Origin of the sequence: Pseudomonas sp. LA5 (assembly GCF_028640825.1) — a bacterium.
In the GTDB taxonomy this organism is placed as follows: domain Bacteria; phylum Pseudomonadota; class Gammaproteobacteria; order Pseudomonadales; family Pseudomonadaceae; genus Chryseomonas; species Chryseomonas aestiva.
Map to the genome: position 1 here is coordinate 35048 of NZ_JAQYZY010000057.1, position 20994 is coordinate 56041.

The 20994-nt window shown below is 64.9% G+C and carries 18 protein-coding genes; 7 read left to right on the forward strand and 11 right to left on the reverse strand.

All coding sequences use genetic code 11. The features are described from left to right. Positions 1 to 63 precede the first annotated feature (63 nt). The 3 genes from PVZ72_RS21265 to PVZ72_RS21275 are packed head-to-tail and all read left to right on the forward strand — an operon-like array spanning position 64 to position 1627. A complete protein-coding gene (locus PVZ72_RS21265) occupies positions 64 to 615 on the forward strand; it encodes a PilZ domain-containing protein (protein ID WP_133862788.1) in 552 nt (183 codons plus the stop codon). Further along, positions 612 to 902 carry a phosphodiesterase gene (locus PVZ72_RS21270; RefSeq protein WP_273862949.1) on the forward strand — a complete coding sequence of 97 codons (291 nt, stop codon included), beginning with the start codon at positions 612 to 614 and terminating at the stop codon, positions 900 to 902. The genes PVZ72_RS21265 and PVZ72_RS21270 overlap by 4 nt, the downstream gene beginning before the upstream one ends. An 8-nt stretch (positions 903 to 910) precedes the next feature. Continuing rightward, positions 911 to 1627 carry a glycerophosphodiester phosphodiesterase gene (locus PVZ72_RS21275; RefSeq protein ID WP_187980109.1) on the forward strand — a complete coding sequence of 239 codons (717 nt, stop codon included), beginning with the start codon at positions 911 to 913 and terminating at the stop codon, positions 1625 to 1627. A gap of 305 nt (positions 1628 to 1932) precedes the next feature. On the opposite strand, the gene sthA is transcribed toward PVZ72_RS21275, so the two are convergent. After that, the gene (gene sthA, locus PVZ72_RS21280; RefSeq protein WP_133862791.1) at positions 1933 to 3327 is read right to left on the reverse strand and encodes a Si-specific NAD(P)(+) transhydrogenase; all 1395 of its coding nucleotides are present in this window, start codon (positions 3325 to 3327) and stop codon (positions 1933 to 1935) included. Positions 3328 to 3537: 210 nt separating this feature from the next. Beyond that, positions 3538 to 4980, reverse strand: a complete 1443-nt coding sequence (locus PVZ72_RS21285) for a glyceraldehyde-3-phosphate dehydrogenase (protein WP_273862950.1) — start codon at positions 4978 to 4980, stop codon at positions 3538 to 3540. Positions 4981 to 5134: 154 nt separating this feature from the next. On the opposite strand from PVZ72_RS21285, the gene mfd reads away from it, so the two are divergent. Then, positions 5135 to 8581 carry a transcription-repair coupling factor gene (gene mfd / locus PVZ72_RS21290; RefSeq protein WP_273862951.1) on the forward strand — a complete coding sequence of 1149 codons (3447 nt, stop codon included), beginning with the start codon at positions 5135 to 5137 and terminating at the stop codon, positions 8579 to 8581. Positions 8582 to 8627: 46 nt separating this feature from the next. Here the strand turns inward: mfd and PVZ72_RS21295 are convergent, their stop codons facing one another. The 3 genes from PVZ72_RS21295 to PVZ72_RS21305 form a co-directional block, all read right to left on the reverse strand. After that, a complete protein-coding gene (locus tag PVZ72_RS21295; protein WP_273862952.1) occupies positions 8628 to 9368 on the reverse strand; it encodes an S-methyl-5'-thioinosine phosphorylase in 741 nt (246 codons plus the stop codon). 11 nt (positions 9369 to 9379) lie between these two features. Further along, positions 9380 to 10372 carry a beta-N-acetylhexosaminidase gene (gene nagZ / locus PVZ72_RS21300; RefSeq protein ID WP_187980111.1) on the reverse strand — a complete coding sequence of 331 codons (993 nt, stop codon included), beginning with the start codon at positions 10370 to 10372 and terminating at the stop codon, positions 9380 to 9382. Between the two features lie 80 nt (positions 10373 to 10452). Continuing rightward, positions 10453 to 11163 carry a TetR/AcrR family transcriptional regulator gene (locus tag PVZ72_RS21305; RefSeq protein ID WP_133862796.1) on the reverse strand — a complete coding sequence of 237 codons (711 nt, stop codon included), beginning with the start codon at positions 11161 to 11163 and terminating at the stop codon, positions 10453 to 10455. 236 nt (positions 11164 to 11399) lie between these two features. Between PVZ72_RS21305 and lexA the strand changes: the two genes are divergently transcribed. After that, complete coding sequence (gene lexA / locus PVZ72_RS21310) at positions 11400 to 12011, forward strand: transcriptional repressor LexA (protein WP_133862797.1); 612 nt, start codon at positions 11400 to 11402, stop codon at positions 12009 to 12011. 181 nt (positions 12012 to 12192) lie between these two features. Continuing rightward, a complete protein-coding gene (gene sulA / locus PVZ72_RS21315) occupies positions 12193 to 12693 on the forward strand; it encodes an SOS-induced cell division inhibitor SulA (RefSeq protein WP_158894147.1) in 501 nt (166 codons plus the stop codon). A 63-nt stretch (positions 12694 to 12756) separates the two neighbouring features. Here sulA and PVZ72_RS21320 read toward each other — a convergent pair whose 3' ends face one another. The 6 genes from PVZ72_RS21320 to fadB all read right to left on the reverse strand — a co-directional run bounded on the left by PVZ72_RS21320 (position 12757) and on the right by fadB (position 20122). Next, a complete protein-coding gene (locus PVZ72_RS21320; RefSeq protein ID WP_007162387.1) occupies positions 12757 to 12993 on the reverse strand; it encodes a hypothetical protein in 237 nt (78 codons plus the stop codon). A 130-nt stretch (positions 12994 to 13123) separates the two neighbouring features. Then, positions 13124 to 13642 carry a DUF6586 family protein gene (locus PVZ72_RS21325; protein WP_133862799.1) on the reverse strand — a complete coding sequence of 173 codons (519 nt, stop codon included), beginning with the start codon at positions 13640 to 13642 and terminating at the stop codon, positions 13124 to 13126. Positions 13643 to 13700: 58 nt separating this feature from the next. Beyond that, positions 13701 to 16307: a type I DNA topoisomerase gene (topA, locus tag PVZ72_RS21330; RefSeq protein ID WP_273862953.1), complete on the reverse strand. Its 2607-nt coding sequence runs from the start codon at positions 16305 to 16307 to the stop codon at positions 13701 to 13703. A 150-nt stretch (positions 16308 to 16457) separates the two neighbouring features. Then, positions 16458 to 16709, reverse strand: a complete 252-nt coding sequence (locus PVZ72_RS21335) for a DUF1653 domain-containing protein (protein WP_178083935.1) — start codon at positions 16707 to 16709, stop codon at positions 16458 to 16460. A 71-nt stretch (positions 16710 to 16780) separates the two neighbouring features. Then, positions 16781 to 17959: an acetyl-CoA C-acyltransferase FadA gene (gene fadA, locus PVZ72_RS21340; RefSeq protein WP_133862801.1), complete on the reverse strand. Its 1179-nt coding sequence runs from the start codon at positions 17957 to 17959 to the stop codon at positions 16781 to 16783. Between the two features lie 15 nt (positions 17960 to 17974). Continuing rightward, on the reverse strand, positions 17975 to 20122 hold the full coding sequence (fadB, locus tag PVZ72_RS21345; protein ID WP_187980114.1) for a fatty acid oxidation complex subunit alpha FadB: 2148 nt from the start codon (positions 20120 to 20122) through the stop codon (positions 17975 to 17977). 415 nt (positions 20123 to 20537) lie between these two features. On the opposite strand from fadB, the gene PVZ72_RS21350 reads away from it, so the two are divergent. Then, the gene (locus tag PVZ72_RS21350; RefSeq protein WP_007162381.1) at positions 20538 to 20978 is read left to right on the forward strand and encodes a universal stress protein; all 441 of its coding nucleotides are present in this window, start codon (positions 20538 to 20540) and stop codon (positions 20976 to 20978) included. Positions 20979 to 20994: the final 16 nt, after the last annotated feature.

The following is a 20994-nucleotide window of genomic DNA, read 5'->3' on the forward strand; positions in this document are numbered from 1 at the left end:
GACGGCGACACCGTGCCGGCTCGCCGGCTACACTCGGGGCCATCACCCACGGAGCGGCCCGACATGACCACCCCAGACGCGCGTGAACGGCGGGAATACTATCGCATCACCGACCGTATCGCACTGCAAATCAGCCCTGCCGACGGGGTCCCCGGCGAGACCGCGCCCTTGTTCGCACTCCTGAGCGAACTGCATCAGCTGGAATTCGAATCCCGTCACCTGCTGCGCAATCTGGACGAGCGCGACCGCGCCGTTACCGCCTGCCTGCGCCTGGTGAACAAGCGCCTGGACCTGCTCGGCCAGGCCTTTACCTGGAATCTGCTGCACGACAGCGGCGCCACCCGCGACGTGGTGCTGTCCGAGGGCGGCCTGGCCTTCGTCGATGCCGAGCCCTACACCCTGGGCACCCGACTCGACCTGCGCATGGCATTGCCGCCCCAGGGCCTAGGCCTGCAGGTGCTGGCGGAGGTGACCGGTTGCCAGGCCGTGGCCGGCGGGTACGAGATCGGCACCAGCTTCATCGACCTGGAAGACGCCCAGCGCCAGTTGCTGGCGCGCCATGTCCTGCGTCAGCAGGCCCGGGTACGCCGCGCCGACCGTGGAGACGAGGCGTGAAACGCCCCTGGCTGGCGGCCCTGCTGCTCGGTACCGCCCTGCCCGGCTGGGCCGAGACCCTGCAGATCCCGCTGGGCCAGCAGGGCGATGGCAGTACCCCGCTGCCCCTGCGCGGCGACAGTCGCAGCCAGGTTCTGGAGCGCTTCGGCCTGCCCGACCAGGAGCATCCTCCGGTCGGACGCCCGGCGATTCGCCGCTGGGACTACAGAGATTTCAGCGTCTATTTCGAAAACGATCGGGTGCTGGACGCGGTCCGTGAACCGCGGCGCCCGGTCCCGTCACCCTAGGAGCCCCCATGACCCTCATTTACGGACACCGCGGTGCCCGCGGCGAAGCCCCGGAAAATACCCTGGCCGGTTTCGAGCTGTGCCTGGAGCTGGGCGTCCGGCGCTGCGAACTGGATCTGCACCTCTCCCGGGACGGCGAGCTGGTGGTGATTCATGACCCGACCCTGAAACGTACCACCGGGCGAGGCGGCAAGGTCAGCGAAAAGGCCGTCGCCGATCTGGTCGCCCTGGATGCCCGCCAGGGCGGCCCGGTCTGGCCACGCCCCTGCCCAATTCCGACCCTGCGCGAACTGTTCGAGAAGTGCGCCTTCGACCACTGGCAGCTGGAGGTGAAGAGCGCCTCGCGGGTGCGGGCGGCGCAGACCGTCAGGGCCATCGCCCAGCTGGTCGAGGAATTCGGCCTGCAGGACAGGATCACCGTGACCAGCGCCTCGCGCGAGGTCCTGCGCGCCCTGCAGCGCGATACGCCGCATCTGGCGCGTGGGCTGGTGGCAGAGTACGCCTGGCTGGATCCGCTCAAGGTGGCCGCTCACTACGACTGCCACCTGCTGGCGCTGAACTGGACGCTGTGCACCCCGGAGCGGCTGCTCAAGGCCCAGCGCCAGGGCTTGCATGTCTCGGTCTGGACGGTGAACGACGCCAGCCTGATGCGCCGCCTGGCCGACTTCGGCGCGGACAGCCTGATCACCGACTTCCCGAGCCTGGCGCGACGGACGTTGGGGTAGGCGCTGGCGCAGGTCGAAGCCCGGGACGTGTTGGGCTTCGCTGCGCTCAACCCAACCTACAAAAGCCAAATCTGGCCATCGCGGCCATGGGCCGCTCTTACAGGCACGAACGTTACCGTAGGAGCGGCCGCATCGGCAGACCGCCGTGGCCGCGATATAAGCCGACGCAGAACCGTAGCGTGGAAAACGGCGCAGCCTTTTCCACTGGAGGCTGCTACGGGGGTACCCTCACCCCAGCCCTCTCCCGAGGGGAGAGGGGGCTAGCCGAGCGGACATTTGCCTCCGTCCGCCCAACCTAGGCCGACTCAGAACAGCCGATTCAACCCATCGAAGGCCGCCACCCGGTAGGCCTCGGCCATGGTCGGGTAGTTGAAGGTGGTGTTGACGAAATAGCGGATGCTGTTCGCCGCACCTTCCTGGTTCATGATCGCCTGGCCGATGTGTAGGATTTCCGACGCCTGGTCGCCGAAGCAGTGCACGCCCAGCACCTGCAGGGTCTCGCGGTGGAAAAGGATCTTCAGCATGCCCACCGGTTCGCCGGAGATCTGCGCCCGCGCCATGCTCTTGAAGAAGGCCTTGCCAACCTCGTAGGGCACCTTTTCCTGGGTCAGCTCGCGCTCGGTCTTGCCCAGCGAACTGATCTCGGGAATGGTGTAGATGCCGGTGGGGATGTCGTTGACCACCCGCCCATTGTTGTCGTGCAGGATGTTGTCCGACGCCGAACGCCCCTGGTCGTAGGCGGCACTGGCCAGGCTTGGCCAGCCGATGACGTCGCCCGCCGCATAGATGTTGGCGACCGAGGTCCGGTAGTTCTCGTCGACGGTGACCTGGCCCCGGCTGTTGACCGAGATGCCCACGTTCTGCAGGCCCAGCTGGTCGGTATTGCCGGTCCGGCCGTTACACCACAGCAGGGCATCGGCGCGCAGCTTCTTGCCGGACTTCAGATGCAGGACGACGCCGTTTTCCTGGCCTTCGATGCGCTCGTACTCCTCGTTGTGGCGAATGAGCACATTGTTGTTCTGCAGGTGATAACTCAGGGCGTCGGAGATTTCGTCGTCGAGGAAGCTGAGTAGCTGGTCGCGGTTGTCGATCAGGTCCACCAGCACGCCGAGGCCGCTGAAGATGGAGGCGTATTCGCTGCCGATCACCCCGGCACCGTAGATGATCAGCCGGCGCGGGGTATGGGTCAGCGACAGGATGGTGTCGCTGTCGTAGATGCGCGGATGGCTGAAGTCCACGTCCACCGGGCGATAGGGACGCGAACCGGTGGCGATGACGACCTGCTTGGCCACCAGGCGCTCCAGGTCACCGCGCAGGTTGACGATCTCGATGGTGTTGTCGTCGGCGAAGCTGGCGGTGCCGAAGAACAGGTCGACCCGGTTGCGCGCGTAGTAGCCGGTACGAGACGACACCTGCCGGGCGATCACCCGCTCGGCGCTGCGCAGCACGTCGGGAAAGGAGAACCAGCGCGGCTCGCCGATGGAGCGGAACATCTCGTTGGTGTTGAACTGGATGATCTGCTTGACCGAATGGCGCAGGGCCTTGGAGGGAATGGTGCCCAGGTGGGTGCAGTTGCCGCCGACCACCTGGCGATTGTCCACCACCGCCACGCGGCGGCCATTCTTGGCGGCGTTCATCGCCGCGCCCTCGCCGGCCGGTCCCGAACCCAGTACCACCACGTCGTAGCTATAGACCGCCATGCTTTCTCCTCAGAAGGTTAGCCGTCCGCAGGCGACGGCTGGAGCCGGACCACCTCATGCGAGGCCGGATCCGACGCGAGATCGCCCCCAGGGGGCTGCGACCTCTTGTCACGGGCCGCTATTGTGGCGCAAAACCCGATCAAAACGAAAACGGGAGCCACCAGGGCTCCCGTTTTTTCTTGCAAGTCAGCCTTGCCTAGCGCGCAAGACTCAGGCCGGGAAGGCCGGCGGATTGACCCCCGCCATCTCTTCCAGCACCCGCACGACCTGGCAGCTGTAACCGAACTCGTTGTCGTACCAGACATAGAGGACGACACGGTTGTCGCTGACGATGGTGGCACCGGCATCGACCACGCCCGCATGACGGGAGCCGACGAAGTCGCTGGAGACCACTTCCGGCGAGTTCACGAAATCGATCTGCTTGTGCAGCGGCGAGTGCAGCGCCATTTCGCGCAGGTACTCGTTGATCTCTTCCTTGCTGGTGCCGTTTTCCAGGTTCAGGTTGAGGATCGCCATGGAAACGTTGGGCGTCGGCACGCGGATGGCGTTGCCGGTCAGCTTGCCAGCCAGTTCCGGCAGGGCCTTGGCCACGGCCTTGGCGGCGCCGGTCTCGGTGATCACCATGTTCAGCGCGGCGCTGCGGCCACGGCGATCGCCCTTGTGGAAGTTGTCGATCAGGTTCTGGTCGTTGGTGTACGAGTGCACGGTCTCGACGTGACCGTTGACGATGCCGTACTTGTCGTTGACCGCCTTGAGGATCGGCACGATGGCGTTGGTGGTGCAGGAGGCCGCGGTGACGATGGTGTCTTCGGCGGTGATGGTGTCATGGTTGATACCATGCACGATGTTCTTCAGGCTGCCCTTGCCGGGTGCGGTCAGCACCACGCGGGAGACGCCCTTGCATTTGAGGTGCTGGCCCAGGCCTTCGGCATCGCGCCATCTGCCGGTGTTGTCGACCACGATGGCATCCTGGATGCCGTACGCGGTGTAGTCGACGGTGGTGGGATCGTTGGAGTAGATCACCTTGATCAGGGTGCCGTTGGCGCACAGGGTGCTGTTGGCTTCGTCGACGGTGATGGTGCCGTCGAAGGAACCGTGCACGGAATCGCGACGCAGCAGGCTGGCACGCTTGACCAGGTCGTTGTCGGCGCCCTTGCGCACGACGATGGCGCGCAGGCGCAGGCCGTCGCCGCTACCCTGGTGCTCGATGAGGATGCGCGCCAGCAGCCGGCCGATACGACCGAAGCCGTAGAGCACGACGTCCTTGCCCTTGCGCTGCTCGACGCCCTGCTTGCCGACCACGGCGGACAGCTCGCTGCGCAGGAAGTCCTTGAGGTCGCGCCCGGCGGCTTCGGCCTTGAACTTCAGGCTCAGGCGGGCCAGGTCGATGGAGGCGGCGCCCAGTTCCAGCTCGCTCAGGGCCTTCACCAGCGGGTAGGTGTCCTGCACGGACAGCTCGACGTTGTCGATCTGGCGGGCGAACCGGTGGGCCTTGAGAATGGAGATCACCGAACGGTTGACCAAACCGCGACCGTAAATCGAGGTCACAACATTGTTGTTACGGTACAGCTGACCAATCAGGGGAATCATGGCCTCGGCGAGCGCTTCGCGATCGATCCATTCTTCAAGGCACTGCTCAGGCTTCTGACTCACGACAAATCCTTCCCTATGTAGGAGCTGAAAAAAGGAACTACATTATGACCGCGCTGCCTCTCCCAGGCAATCGACGCGCGTCGCTGCACTGACAGCGCGAAAGGCCGGTCGTTACAATCCCAACCCTCCCGAAATCCACCGGAGTTCCGCCCGCGTGTCAGTTTTGCGTACCCCGTCAATTCCTGAAACCGCCGGCCGCCAGCAGTGGGGCAATCTGCCCGGCGCCGCGCTAGCCCTCGCCATCGCTGAAGCCGCCAAGGCCGCGACTCGCCGCTTCACCCTGCTGATCACCCAGGACAGCCAGACCGCCGATCGCCTGGAGCAGGAACTCCGCTTCTTCGCCCCCGAGTTGCCGGTGCTGAATTTTCCCGATTGGGAGACGCTGCCCTACGATGTCTTCTCGCCGCATCAGGACATCATCTCCCAGCGCGTCGCGACTCTTTATAGGCTGCCGGAGCTCTCCCACGGTATTTTGGTAGTCCCTCTGGCGACCGCCCTACACCGCCTGGCACCCACCCGTTTCCTGCTCGGCAGCAGCCTGGTGCTGGACGTCGGCCAGCGGCTGGACGTGGAAGCCACCCGCGGACGGCTGGAAGCAGCCGGCTATAGATATGTGGATACGGTGTACGAACATGGCGAGTTCGCCGTGCGTGGCGCCCTGATCGATCTCTTCCCCATGGGCAGCAACCTGCCCTACCGCATCGACCTGTTCGACGACGAGATCGAGACGCTGCGCACCTTCGATCCGGAAACGCAGCGATCCATCGACAAGGTCGACAGCATCCGCCTGCTGCCGGCGCGGGAATTTCCGCTGCATAAAGAAGCCGTGACCGGCTTTCGCGCGCGATTCCGCGAGCGCTTCGACGTGGACTATCGCCGCTGTCCCATCTATCAGGACCTGGCGAGCGGCATCACGCCGGCGGGCATCGAGTACTACCTGCCGCTGTTCTTCGATGAAACCTCGACCCTCTTCGACTATCTGCCGGCCAACACCCAGGTGTTTTCCCTGCCCGGAATCGAGCAGGCCGCCGAGCAATTCTGGACCGATGTCCGCAATCGCTACGAAGACCGCCGGGTCGATCCGGAGCGGCCGCTGCTGCCGCCGGCCGATGTCTTCCTGCCGGTGGAAGACTGCTTCGCCCGCCTGAAGAACTGGCCGCGGGTGGTCATTGGCGCGGACGACCTGGAATCCGGCGTGGGCCGTGAGCGCTTCGCCGCCCGCGCCCTGCCGGACCTGGCCATCGACGCCAAGGCCAGCCAGCCGCTGGCGGCCCTGGAGCACTTCATCACCGACTTCCCCGGCCGGGTGCTGTTCACCGCGGAAAGCGCCGGCCGCCGCGAAGTGCTGCTGGAGTTGCTGGCCCGCCTGAATCTGCGCCCCGGCCAGGTCGAGGGCTGGGCGGCCTTCCAGGCCAGCGCCGAGCGCATCGCCATCGCCCTGGCGCCACTGGACGAGGGCCTGGTGCTGGATGACGCCGGCGTCGCCCTGATTCCGGAAAATCCGCTGTTCGGCCAGCGCATCATGCAGCGCCGCCGCCGCGAGAAGGGTCGCGATGCCGGCGAGAACGTCATCAAGAATCTCACCGAGTTGCGCGAAGGCGCGCCGGTAGTGCACATCGACCATGGCGTTGGCCGCTACATGGGCCTGATCACCCTGGAGCTGGACGACCAGCCCCAGGAATTCCTCCTGCTCGAATACGCCGACGACGCCAAGCTCTATGTGCCGGTGGCCAGCCTGCACCTGATCGCCCGCTATTCAGGCACCGACGATGCCCTCGCGCCGCTGCACAAGCTCGGTTCCGAGACCTGGCAGAAGGCCAAGCGCAAGGCCGCCGAACAGGTGCGCGACGTGGCCGCCGAACTGCTCGACATCTATGCCCGCCGCGCCGCGCGCAAGGGCTATGCCTTCAGGGACCCGGCCGTCGACTACGCCACCTTCTCCGCCGGCTTCCCCTTCGAGGAGACGCCGGACCAGCAGGCCGCCATCGAGGCGGTGCACAAGGACATGCTGGCGGGCACGCCCATGGATCGCCTGGTCTGCGGCGACGTGGGCTTCGGCAAGACCGAGGTGGCCATGCGCGCAGCCTTCATCGCCGTGCACGGCGGTCGCCAGGTGGCGGTGCTGGTCCCCACCACCCTCCTCGCCCAGCAGCACTACAACAGCTTCCGCGACCGCTTCGCCGACTGGCCGGTACGGGTCGAGGTGATGAGCCGCTTCAAGTCGGCCCAGGAAGTCGCCGCCGCCGCGCGGGAGCTGGCCGATGGCAAGATCGACATCATCATCGGCACCCACAAGCTGTTGCAGGGCGATGTGAAGTTCAAGGACCTGGGCCTGGCCATCATCGACGAGGAGCACCGCTTCGGGGTGCGTCAGAAGGAACAGCTGAAGTCGCTGCGCAGCGAGGTGGACATCCTCACCCTCACCGCCACGCCGATTCCGCGCACCCTGAACATGGCGGTGGCCGGCATGCGTGATCTGTCCATCATCGCCACGCCCCCGGCCCGCCGACTTTCGGTGCGCACCTTCGTCATGGAAGAGCAGAACGCGGTGATCAAGGAAGCCCTGCTGCGCGAGCTCCTGCGCGGCGGCCAGGTGTACTTCCTGCACAACGAGGTCAAGACCATCGAGAAGCGCGCCCGCGAACTGGCCGAGCTGGTGCCCGAGGCCCGCGTCGGCATCGGCCACGGGCAGATGCGCGAACGCGATCTCGAACAGGTGATGAGCGACTTCTACCACAAGAGATTCAACGTGCTGGTGGCCTCGACCATCATCGAGACCGGCATCGACGTGCCCAATGCCAACACCATCATCATCGAGCGCGCCGACAAGTTCGGCCTGGCCCAGCTGCACCAGCTGCGCGGCCGGGTCGGGCGCAGTCACCACCAGGCCTACGCCTACCTGCTCACGCCGCCCCGCAAGGGCATGACGCCGGATGCCGAAAAGCGCCTGGAAGCCATTGCCGGCGCCCAGGACCTGGGGGCCGGCTTCATCCTGGCGACCCACGACCTGGAAATCCGTGGCGCCGGCGAGCTGCTCGGCGAAGGCCAGAGCGGACAGATCCAGGCGGTGGGTTTCACCCTCTACATGGAAATGCTGGAGCGCGCGGTCAAGGCCATCCGTAAAGGCGAGCAGCCCAACCTAGAAAAGCCCCTGGGGGGCGGTCCGGACATCAACATGCGCGTCCCCGCGCTGATCCCGGAAGACTACCTGCCCGATGTCCATGCGCGGCTGATCCTCTACAAGCGCATCGCCTCGGCAGCGGACGAAGACGCTCTCAAGGAATTGCAGGTGGAGATGATCGATCGCTTCGGACTGCTGCCGGAACCGACCAAGAATCTGGTGCGCCTGACGCTGCTCAAGCTGCGCGCGGAAGGCCTGGGCATCGTCAAGGTGGATGCGGGCCCCCAGGGCGGGCGGCTGGAATTCGCCGCCGATACCCAGGTGGATCCACTGGTGCTGGTGAAGATGATCCAGGCGCAGCCGAAGAAGTATCGGCTGGAGGGCGCGACCCTGTTCAAGTTCCAGGTACCGATGGAGCGGCCGGAAGAGCGCTTCAACGTCCTGGAAGCCCTGTTCGATCGCCTGACGCCAGCCAGCTGATCGAAGAGCCGCTCGCCGGGTATCCCCGGGAGCGGCTCGGTCGCTATCAGCCCGTCAGCACCTCGGCCAGCACCTGCCGCACCTCGTCGATGCCGCTGGCCAGGACCGCTTCGATCTCGGCCATGGTGATTTCCCGCTGCACCTTGCCGGCCGCCGGATTCACCACCAGCGCCAGGCAGGCATAGGGCAGGCCCAGTTCGCGCGACAGGGCCGCTTCCGGCATCCCGGTCATGCCGACGATGTCGCAGCCGTCGCGTTCCAGCCGGACGATTTCTCCTGCCGTTTCTAGGCGTGGCCCCTGGGTGGCGGCATAGACGCCATGGTCGCTGTGCGGCAGCTGCAGCTTGCGCAGCGCATTCAGCAGCCGCAGGCGCAAGGACTCGTCGTAGGGAAAGCTGAAGTCGATGTGGGTGACATGCGCAAGGTCCGCGCCTTCGAAGAAGGTATGGCCGCGCCCCCAGGTGTAGTCCACCAGCTGGTGGGGCACGCACAGATGGCCACTGCCCATGGCGGCATGGATGCCACCCACGGCATTCACCGCGACGATGGCCTCGGCGCCGGCTTCCTTGAGTGCCCAGAGATTGGCGCGGTAGTTGACCTGGTGCGGCGGAATGCGGTGCGGATGGCCATGGCGGGCCAGGAACAGCACCGGTAGGCCGGCATAGTGGCCGCGCTGCACGGGCGCCGAGGGCGCACCCCAGGGCGTCTCGAAGGTCTGGGCCTGGTCCAGCTCCAGGCCGGCGAGCGCAGTAAGACCGGTGCCGCCGATGATGGCGTAGGTAGTCATGGAAACGTCCTTTAGATGAGTTCAGCCTGGCGCAACCGCCGCAGGGCAAGACTCCACTGCGGTTGCTGGCGGTAATCGAGATCGACGAGGCGGCGGGCTCTCATGCTGGCCAGTCGTGGCGCGGGCGAGACGCCCAGCTGCTGCACCCGGGTCAGGGCCAGCTCGGCCGCTGCGCGGTCATTGCACACCAGCCCCATGTCGCAGCCGGCGGTGAGCGCCGCCTCGACGCGCTGGCCGGCATCGCCTGCGACGTGGGCACCCGCCATCGACAGGTCGTCGCTGAAGATCACGCCCCGGTAATCCAGCTCGCCGCGCAGGATGTCCTGCAGCCAACGGCGGGAAAAGCCGGCCGGCTGGGGATCCACCGCTGGATAGATGACGTGAGCGGGCATCACCGCTCCCAAGGTCGGCAAGAGAGCCTGGAACGGGCGCAGATCGGTGCGCAACAGGGTGTCCAGATCGCGCTCGTCGGTGGGAATGGCATAGTGGGAGTCGGCTTCGGCCCAGCCGTGGCCGGGGAAGTGCTTGCCGGTGGCGGCCATACCGGCGTCGCCCATGCCCGCGATGAAGGCACTGCCCAGCTCGATCACCTGGTCGGCACTGCCAAAGGAACGGGCGCCGATGACCTGGCTGCGCCCATGGTCGACGTCCAGCACCGGGGCGAAACTGAAGTCCAGCCCTACCGCCAGGATCTCGGTCGCCATCAGCCAGCCGCAGAGGCGGGCGAGTTCCGCGCTGTCCGCGCGCCCGCCCAGCTGCCCCATGGCCGGCAACCGCACCACGTCGCGGCGCAGGCGCTGCACGCGACCGCCTTCCTGGTCCACGGCCAGCAGCAATTCTGGTCGCACCGCGCGAATGGCACGGCACAGTTCCCGTACCTGCCCCGGGGTTTCGATGTTGCGGGCGAACAGGATCAGCCCGCCCACCTCCGGCTGGCGCAGCAGCTGTCGATCCTCGGCGGTGAGCCAGGTGCCAGCGATATCGACCATCAGAGAGCCTTGCATGGGTACCTCGTCCGAATGCTCCGGCGCACGGCGCCGTGAAAGGGACGCAAGCTTACCCCAGGCACCGCCGGCCTCGCAGCCTAGTAGCTCTCGGCCGTCTCCGCGACCACCGGCCGCCGTGGCCGATACTGCGCCTGAGCCAGCTCCGGCGCGTGCATCGCCGTGGGGGCGCGCATTCCGCTGGCGAGGAAGGGCACCATGAGTCGCAGTACCTGATCGGTATGGGTATCGACGCCGAAATCGTTTTCGCCGATCGCCCGCAGCGCCTTGATGCCGGACATGCTGAACACCGCCGCGCCCAGCATGAAGTGGGCGCGCCAGAACAGCTCCAGCGGCGGGATCTCGGGCACGGCTCGATTCACCAGCAGCAGGAAGCGGCGGAAGGCGCGGCCGTAGGTCTGTTCCAGGTACTTGCGCAGGTGGCCCTGGCTCTGGCTGAAGGCCAGGCCCAGCAGACGCATGAACACCGAGAGGTCATTGCCATGCCGCGGCTTTATGGCCAGGGAGTGATCCACCAGCAGATTCAACAGCGCCTCCAGGCTCACGTCCTCGCCATGCTTCGGCTGCCACTGATCGAGGTCCCGCTCCAGGTTGAAGCAGAAGGGATCGAGGAAGCGCGAGAACACCGCCTGGATCAGGGCCTTCTTCGAGCCGAAGTGATAGTTGACCGCGGCCAGGTTGACCCCAGCTCGCGTGGTGATGAGTCGCAACGAGGTTTCGGCAAAGCCGCGCTCGGCGAACAGCTGCTCGGCCGCATCCAGAATGCGTTCAACGGTATCCGACTGCGCCATGACCTTCCCCGATAGATGAATTTCCGTTTGAAACATATGTTTCAAACGCTACCGAAGTCAATCGCGGGCTGGTCTGCGAACAGCCATGCGAAGCCCTGGAAGGTACGTCATTCCGTCATCTGAACGCTATCTACAGTGAATTCGGCCTGTCGTCCGAAGCCAGGGGCAGCGGCCTTGCCTAGCACCCGGAGTTACTGTATATAATCACAGCATCATTAGACGACGCGACGTGCATCATGCTGAAACTGACACCGCGACAAGCCGAGATCCTGGCCTTCATCAAGCGTTGCCTCGAAGCCAATGGCTTTCCGCCTACCCGCGCGGAGATCGCGCAGGAGCTTGGTTTCAAATCGCCGAACGCGGCCGAGGAACACCTCAAGGCCCTGGCACGCAAGGGCGCCATCGAGATGACGCCGGGCGCCTCTCGGGGTATCCGCATTCCGGGTCTGGATGCCACGCGCAAAGCCGACGAGAGCCTGCCGGTCATCGGTCGGGTTGCTGCGGGCGCGCCCATCCTGGCCGAACAGAACGTCGAAGAGAACTGCGCCATCAATCCGGCTTTCTTCCAGCCCCGTGCCGACTACCTGCTCAAGGTCAAGGGCATGAGCATGAGAGACGTCGGCATCCTCGATGGCGACCTCCTGGCCGTCCATGTGACCCGAGAGGTGCACAACGGCCAGATCGTCGTGGCCCGGGTGGGCGACGAGGTTACCGTGAAGAGATTCAAGCGCTCGGGCAACCAGGTCACTCTGCTGGCAGAGAATCCCGAGTTCGCCCCTATCGAAGTCGATCTTTCCACCCAGGAATTCGCCATCGAAGGGTTAAGCGTTGGCGTCATCCGCCGCTAAAGTCTAAGGCTGGCCCTCGGGCCAGCTTTAATCACGCCTTTTGCCTTACGCCGAAGTCTTGATCGGGGATATCTGTTCGCGCTCCGGAAAGCGTTCAAGACCAGGCTGAGCACAGTGACGTCATGTATCCGTGGTACATGACCTCAAGTGGATTTGATCGAGTCGCCTCCAGGAGGTCGCCATGCAATTTCCCCTGATGTTCGATGCACCGCGCTCGTCCGTTCAAGAGCTGGATCTGGCACCCGAGCTCCTGCTGCAGGAGCTGACCGCCTTTCTGCCCAAGCCTGGCAGGCCGGCACGAGAGCTGCCGGCCGCCCCACTGCCGGACACTTTCAGCGAGATGTCCCTGCACGGTAGCCAGGAGCAATGCCTGCAATTGCTGGCTCCCATCCTGCGCCAGCTGAGCGACAAGGACGATGCCCGCTGGCTGACCCTGGTCACGCCACCGTCGCTGCTCAGCAACGCCTGGCTGCGCAGTACCCATCTGAATCCGGAGCGCGTGCTGCTGCTGCAGACGCCGAGCGCGGCCAAGACCCTGCAACTGGCCTGCGAGGTGTTGCGCAAGGGACAGAGTCATACGGTGATCAGTTGGCTGCACGACCTAAGCGATGCGGGCAAGCAGCAACTGGCACGCGCCGCGGCCCAGGGCAACAGCCAGAGTCTGAACGTCAGATTCGCGTAGGTAGCAGGCAGAAAGGGATGTAGCGGCGGCATTCCCGCGAGGAATGCCGGATCAGGCGGAGAGTCAGTGCAGGACGCGGGGTTGATCGTCACGCTGAAGACTGTCGCCTTCCGCCAGGCGACCCGCCATCTGCACGCCCAGGTTGAACATGGCCTTGGCCACCTCTATCTGCTGTCCATGCAGGAAATCCTTGGCATCGCTGGAAAACTCAAGGGTAACGAGGGCTTCCTCGTCGTCCGCACGGCGCAACACGATGCGACCATCAGAGAGTTCAACGATTTCCAGGTAGGCAGTAGTCATTCAGTATCTCCACAGCTAAGCGGATAGTGTAACAGCGTGGGGTCTGAGAGGCCGACTTGCCTGAGCCTTTTTCGACGGTCTGCAAGGCCAGCATCCTGACGGCCTTGGATGAGTTGCCAATGGAACGGGTCTACCACTCGGTCATGGCACCGCGGAATCTGAGCGCCGTCTGCTTGAGGCATTCGCGCCAGGCTTCCACTTCTTCAAGACCCAGCTCCGGCTCGGCCGGTTCAAGGCTGACCGCCTCGATCAGGGCCAGCGTCGGGTCCTGCTTGGGCCGTCTTGGCGCCTGGGGCGGCTGCAGCAGCCGCTGGTATTCGGCGATCAGCCGTGCCAGCCAGGTCTCCGAATTGCCAGCCAGCTCCACCAGCTCACCCATTTCCGGACTGGGTGCTTCGTTCAAGGCTTCGGGTGAGAGCAGGATGGCGAGCGATGTGGCCTCCATGGTGGGATGACGGTAGAAACCCGCCACTTCCTGACAGAGGCCCAGCAGGGCGCCATGCAGATGAAACAGGCAGGCCTCGCGCTCGGCCATGATGCGGCCCTGGCTTTGCGCGGAAGGTGCCGCCTGAGCCGAGCGCCAGCTGTCCAGCGCCAGACCGGCGAAATAGAGCTTCTGGTTGGTGCGGGTGTAACGCTCGTTGGCCATGCCCTTCTCCTCGGGCCGGCTCACGCCGACCGCCTGTCTCGCGCCGAAGCCAGAGGCCCTAGCGCTTCTCTTCGACCTGCCACTTCTTGCCGTCGTAGAAGGCCTTCCAGCCGGTGGGCTTGCCCTCGACCTCGGTCTGCACGTACTGCTCCTTGGTCTTGCGGCTGAAGCGGATCACCGCCGGGCGACCCTCGCCATCCTTCACCGGAGCACTGAGCAGATAATGGTACTTGGGATCGATCTCGTCGCGATGGGGCAGCAATTCGCTGACCAACGGCGCACGGGTTTCGCGATTCTTCGGGAAGCCGCTGGCCGCCAGGAACAGACCCGAAGCGCCATCACGCAACACATAGGTGTCGTCGACCCTTTCGCAACGCAGCTCCGGCATGGGTACGGCGTCCATCTTCGGCGGAGCCGGCTCACCGTTCTTGAGCAGCTTGCGGGTGTTCTTGCAGGCCGGGTTGGTACAGCCGAAGAACTTGCCGAAGCGGCCGGTCTTGAGCTGCATCTCGCTGCCACACTTGTCGCATTCCAGCGACGGGCCTTCGTAGCCCTTGATGCGATAGCTGCCTTCCTCGATCTCGTAGCCCGGGCAATCCGGGTTGTTGCCGCAGACGTGCAGCTTGCGATGCTCGTCGATCAGATAGGCATCCATCGCGGTGCTGCAGATGGGGCAGCGATGCTTGCCACGCAGGACCAGAGATTCGGATTCGCCCTCGTCGTCTTCGGCTATCTCGTCGCCGGGCACCAGGTTGATGGTGGCCTTGCAGCGTTCCTTGGGCGGCAGGGCGTAACCGGAGCAGCCCAGGAAGACGCCAGTGGAGGCGGTACGGATCATCATTGGCCGGCCGCAGAGCTGGCAGGGAATGTCCGTCAGGGTCGGCTGATTGGCGCGCATGCCCTTCTCGCCCGCTTCGGCGTATTCCAGCTTCTGCTTGAAATCCCCATAGAATTCGTCGAGCAGATTCTTCCAGTCCCGTTCGCCTTGGGCGACGTTGTCCAGATTGCCTTCCATGTTGGCGGTGAAGCTGAAATCCATCAGGTTGGCGAAGCTTTCGTTCAACCGGTCGGTAACGATGTCGCCCATCTTCTCGGCATAGAAACGGCGATTGTGCACCGTCACGTAGCCGCGATCCTGGATGGTGGAAATGATGGCGGCATAGGTCGAGGGCCGGCCGATGCCGCGCTTCTCCAGCTCCTTGACCAGGCTGGCTTCGGAGAAGCGGGCCGGCGGCTTGGTGAAGTGCTGGCTCGGATCGAGCTTGACCAGGCCGAGGTCCTCGCCCTGCTTCATCTCGGGCAGGACGTCATCGTCGCCCGGCTTGCTCTGCTGCGGCAGGACCCGGGTATAGCCGTCGAACTTGAGGATGCGGCCACGGGTACGCAGCTCGAAGTCACCCGCCGCGGCAGTCACGGTGGTGGACAGGTATTCGGCTGGGGGCATCTGGCAGGCCAGGAACTGGCGCCAGATCAGTTCGTACAGACGCTCGGCATCACGCTCCATGCCCGACAGGCTGTTGGGCTTGACGTTAATGTCGGATGGGCGGATGGCCTCGTGCGCTTCCTGGGCGCCTTCGCGGCTGCCGTAGACATTGGCTTTTTCCGGCAGGTACTGCTTGCCGAATTCGCTCTCGATGTAACCGCGGGCCATGGCGATGGCATCGCCCGACAGGTTGGTCGAGTCGGTACGCATGTAGGTGATGTAGCCGGCCTCATAGAGACGCTGGGCCATCATCATGGTCTTCTTCACCCCGAAGCCCAGGCGATTGCTCGCGGCCTGCTGCAGGGTGGAGGTGATGAAGGGTGCCGAGGGCCGGCTGCTGGTCGGCTTGTCTTCGCGCTTGACGATGCGATAGGCAGCCTTCTCCAGCTTGGTCAGGGCGGCCCTGGCCTGGGCTTCGTTCAGCGGCTTGAAGGCTTCACCCTTCTCGCGCACCACTTCGAAGCGCACCTGAGCCTTTTTCGGCGTGGCCAGGTCGGCGTGGATTTCCCAGTATTCCTCGGGGACGAAGGCGCGGATCTCGCGCTCACGCTCCACCACCAGCTTGACCGCGACGGACTGCACCCGACCGGCGGACAGGCCGCGGGCAATCTTCGACCACAGCAGCGGCGAGACCATATAGCCGACCACGCGGTCAAGGAAGCGGCGCGCCTGCTGGGCGTTGACGCGATTGATGTCCAGTTCGCCGGGCCGGGAGAAGGCCTCCTGGATGGCCTTCTTGGTAATTTCGTTGAAGACCACGCGCTTGTAGCGCGAGTCGTCGCCGCCGATGGCTTCCCGCAGGTGCCAGGCGATGGCCTCCCCTTCGCGGTCCAAGTCGGTTGCGAGATAGACGGTGTCAGCGTCCTTGGCCAGGCGGCGCAGTTCCTCGATCACCTTTTCCTTGCCGGGCAGGATCTCGTAGTGCGCCTTCCAGCCGTGTTCGGGGTCGACGCCCATGCGGGTGAAGAGCTGGCGCCGGGCCTTTTCCTTGGGTGACAGCGCGGGCGCCTCGGCGGCGGTCTTGCGCGTCTTGGCGGCGGGCTCCTTGGCGGTGCCGGCGCCGCTGGTGGGAAGGTCGCGGATATGGCCGATGCTCGACTTCACCACGTACTGGTTACCCAGGTACTTGTTGATGGTCTTGGCCTTGGCCGGGGATTCCACGATGACCAGCGATTTACCCATGGGAGAGTCAGATTCCTGCTTGAAGGCGGTAAGCGAGCGAAAGGCGAGCGCCGGAACGGCGGATGGAGGACCAGACCGATTTCAGTCTGGTGCGCCGGGGGGCGGTCGGCCAACGCGGCACCGCTATATATAGTGGCGATGTCGGCAAGGTCAAGGCTGCGGCGTGGCATCCAGACCCAAGGGATCGGCTTCGACGCTGATCAGCGCGAAGCGCGGCACCTGCTCGCCATCCACCTGGACGCTCTGGCGAAACATGCTCAGGGGACGCGCCCAGAGACCATATTCACCATACAACGCCTGATAGATGACCAGCTCTTCTTCGGTCTCGGAATGCCGGGCCAGACCCAGCACCCGATACTGCTGACCCTTGTAGTGCCGGTAGAGTCCCGTCTGCAATGCCATGTTCCACCTCGAAAAAAGAAAACCGGGGCAGCCCTGGGGCGCCCCGGTCGGATGACGCACGCTGCGGCGGATCAGCGCAGGCGTTCGAACACCGTGGTGATGCCCTGGCCGAGACCCACACACATGGTGGCCAGGCCGAAGGTGCCGTCATTCTGTTTCATGACATTTAACAGCGTGCCTGAAATTCTGGCGCCAGAGCAACCGAAGGGATGACCCAGGGCGATGGCGCCCCCGTGCAGATTGACCTTTTCCTCCATCTTGTCGAGCACCTTGAGGTCCTTCAGTACCGGCAGGGCCTGGGCGGCGAAGGCTTCGTTGAGCTCGATGAAATCAATGTCGGCGATGGTCAGGCCGGCGCGTTTGAGAGCCTTCTGGGAAGCCGGGACCGGACCGTAGCCCATGATCGCCGGATCCACGCCGGCGACGGCCATGGAACGGATCCTGGCCAGCGGCTGCAGGCCCAGGTCCTGGGCGCGTTGGGCCGACATGACCAGCATGCAGGAAGCACCGTCGGTGATCTGCGAGGAAGTGCCGGCGGTCACGGTACCACCCTTGGGGTTGAACGCCGGCTTCAGGGCCGCCAGGCCTTCGAGGGTGGTTTCCGGACGGATGGTCTCGTCCTGGCTGAAGACCTTGAGGAAGCCGTTCTCATCATGACCTTCCAGGGGAATGATCTCGTCCTTGAACTTGCCTTCCTGGGTGGCCTTCCAGGCCAGCTGGTGCGAGCGGTAGCCGAACTGGTCCTGGGCCTCGCGGGTGATGCCGTGCATCTTGCCCAGCATTTCGGCGGTCAGGCCCATCATGCCGGAGGCCTTGGCGGCGTGCAGCGACAGCTGGGGGTTCGGGTCGACGCCGTGCATCATGCCGACATGGCCCATGTGCTCCACGCCGCCGACGACGAAGACGTCGCCGTTGCCGGTCTGGATCGCCTGGGCGGCGGTGTGCAGGGCGCTCATGGAAGAGCCGCACAGGCGGCTTACCGTCTGGGCGCCGCTGGTGTGGGGAATGCGGGTCAGCAACGACGCCATGCGGGCGATGTTCCAGCCCTGCTCCAGGGTCTGGTTGACGCAGCCCCAGATCACGTCTTCCACCTCGGCCGGATTGACCTGGGGATTGCGGTCGAGGACCGCGTCGATCAGCCGCGCGGACAGGGTCTCGGCGCGGGTGTTGCGGTGCATGCCGCCCTTGGAACGGCCCATGGGCGTGCGGGCGAAGTCGACGATGACGACGTCTCTCGGATTCAGACTCATTTCTTTACTCCAGGCTCAACCGAAGAAGCGTTGGCCAGCGGCGGCCATTTCGCGGAGTTTGGGGGTCGGGTGGTACAGCGGCCCGAGGTCGGCGTACTGGTCGGCCATGGCGACGAATTCGGCCACGCCCAGGCTGTCGATGTAGCGCAGCGCACCGCCCCGGAAGGGCGGGAAGCCGATGCCGTAGATCAGCCCCATGTCGGCTTCGGCGGCGCTGTCGACGATACCGTCTTCCAGGCAGCGCACGGCTTCCAGGCACAGCGGCACCATCATCCGCTCGACGATCTGCTCGTCGGTGAATTCACGCTGTTCGTAGGTGACCGGTGCCAGTACCTCGGCCACGGCCGGATCGGCGACCTTCTTCGGCTTGCCCTTCTTGTCGGTCTCGTAGACATAGAAGCCCTTGCCGTTCTTCTGGCCGAAGCGCTGGGCTTCGTAGAGGGCGTCCACCGCGGTCTTGCGGCTTTCCTTCATGCGCTCGGGGAAGCCCTCGGCCATGACGTCGCGGGCGTGGTGGGCGGTGTCCATGCCGACCACGTCCATCAGGTAGGCCGGACCCATGGGCCAGCCGAATTTTTCCATCAGCCGATCGACGCGCTGGAAGTCGGCGCCCTGGGCCAGCAGCGCGGCGAAGCCGCCGAAGTACGGAAAGAGGATGCGGTTGACCAGGAAGCCGGGGCAATCGTTGACCACGATGGGGTTCTTGCCCATCTGGCGGGCGTAGGCCACAGTGGTGGCGATGGCCCTTTCACTGGTTTTCTCGCCGCGGATCACCTCGACCAGGGGCATCATGTGCACCGGGTTGAAGAAGTGCATGCCGCAGAAGTTTTCCGGACGCTTGAGCGCCTGGGCCAGCAGGCTGATGGAGATGGTAGAGGTATTGGAGGTGAGGATGGCGTCTTCGCGCACCTGGCCCTCCACTTCCGCCAGCACGGCCTGCTTGACCTTGGGATTCTCGACCACGGCCTCGACCACCAGGTCGACACTCTTGAAATCCCCATAGGACAGGGTCGGCCGGATGCGATTGAGCGCCTCGGCCATCTTCGCCGGCTCCAGTCGGCCCTTCTCGACGCGCTTGTTGAGCAGCTTGCTGGCTTCGCTCAGCCCCAGCTCCAGGGCTTCGTCGCGAATATCCTTCATCAGGATCGGGGTGCCCTTGAGCGCGGACTGGTAGGCGATGCCGCCACCCATGATGCCGGCGCCCAGCACGCTGGTCAGCCTGACCGGCGCAGCCTGTTTCTCCAGCACCTTGGCCTTGCGCTTGAGCGCCTGGTCATTGAGGAACAGGCCGACCAGGCTGGCGGAGACCGAGGTCTGGGCCATCTTGGCAAAACCGGCGCCTTCGACTTCCAGAGCCTTGTCGCGGCCGTAGTTGGCGGACTTCTGGATGGCCTTGATGGCTTCCAGCGGCGCCGGATAGTGCGGACCGGCCTGGCTCGCGACGAAGCCCTTGGCCGATTCGAAGGCCATCATGGCCTCGATGGCATTGAGCTGCAGCTTTTCCAGCTTGGGCTTGCGCTTGGCACGGTAGTCCAGCTCGCCGGCGGCGGCGCGGCGAACCAGGTCCAGGGCGGCATCGAACAGGTGCTCGGGGGCGACCACGGCATCGGCCACGCCGACCTTGAGAGCGGTGGCGGCGTCGTTTTCCTTGCCGGAAGCGATCCACTCGATGGCGTTGTCGCTGCCGATCAGGCGTGGCAGGCGGACGGTGCCGCCCCAGCCCGGATAGATGCCCAGCTTGACTTCCGGCAGGCCGATGCGCGCCGCGGTGCTCAGCACCCGGTAGTCGGCGGCCAGGGTCATCTCGCAACCGCCACCCAGGGCGATGCCGCCCACGGCGGCCACGGTGGGCACCGGCAGGTCTTCGAAGTCGTTGAAGATGCGGTTGATCTCGGCGATGCCGGCCTGCAACTCTTCGGTCGGCCGGCCGAACATCTCGACGAATTCGGTGATGTCGGCGCCGACGATGAAGACGTCCTTGCCGCTGGTGACGATGACGCCGCGCAGGCCGGCGTGGGCTTTCAGGGCATCCACGGCCTGGCGAAATTCACGCAGGGTGATGGCGCTGAACTTGTTGACCGATTCGCCTTGGAGGTCGAAGCGAAGTTCGGCGATGCCGTCCTCCACGTCGCGCACCGAAAGGGCTTTGCCTTCGAAAATCATCAGCGGGTCTCCCTTGAGTCCTGGTCGCAAGGCGGGCGGCAGCTTCGGGTGGAAGCCGAAAATCGCCAGCCCCGATATTGTTCTGTGGAGGGCACCGGCCGGGCCGGGGCGAAAATTCATACAACCGTTTGAACGGTTCGCACAACCTTCTGGCAAAAGCGGGCGCTTGTCAATTGGGACGCACGGGGAAAGCGTGGTCGGGGGTTCGAGTGGTGAGAGCTTGAGCTTGGCGCGCTTCTGTGCAAGATAGCCGTGGAGCTATCCCCGACTCCTGGAGTCGAAACTACAAGTGGGCAAGCGTCTGCCTGAACAGTTGCCGAGCGACAGCCGGTTCTGTCCGGGCAGCACCTGAAGCCTGCGAATCGAGCGCCAGCCACGGTACGGTCTGGCGCCCCATCATGAAGGAGAGATGTGTATGGCCTACCAACACATATTGGTTGCCGTCGACCTGACCGAAGATTGCCAACCGGTGATCCGTCGCGCCGTGGCCCTGGGTCAGTGCTGTGGCAGCAAGGTGTCGCTGGTGCACGTGGTCGAACCCATGGCCATGGCCTTTGGCGGTGACGTGCCCATGGATCTGTCGTCGCTGCAGCAGCAGCAGATCGAGCAGGCGCGCGAGCGGCTGGATGGCTTCACCACCCAGTACGCCGAGTTGGCTGGCAATTGCGTGCTGGCCTATGGGCAGCCGCGCCAGGAGATCCACCGCATGGCCAAGGAGCAGGGCTGCGACCTGATCGTGGTCGGCAGCCATGGTCGTCACGGCCTGGCGCTGCTGCTGGGCTCGACGTCCAACGACCTGCTGCACGGCGCGCCCTGCGATACCCTGGCGGTGGCTTTGAAGAAAGACAAGGCCTGATCCCGCGGCCGGGCTG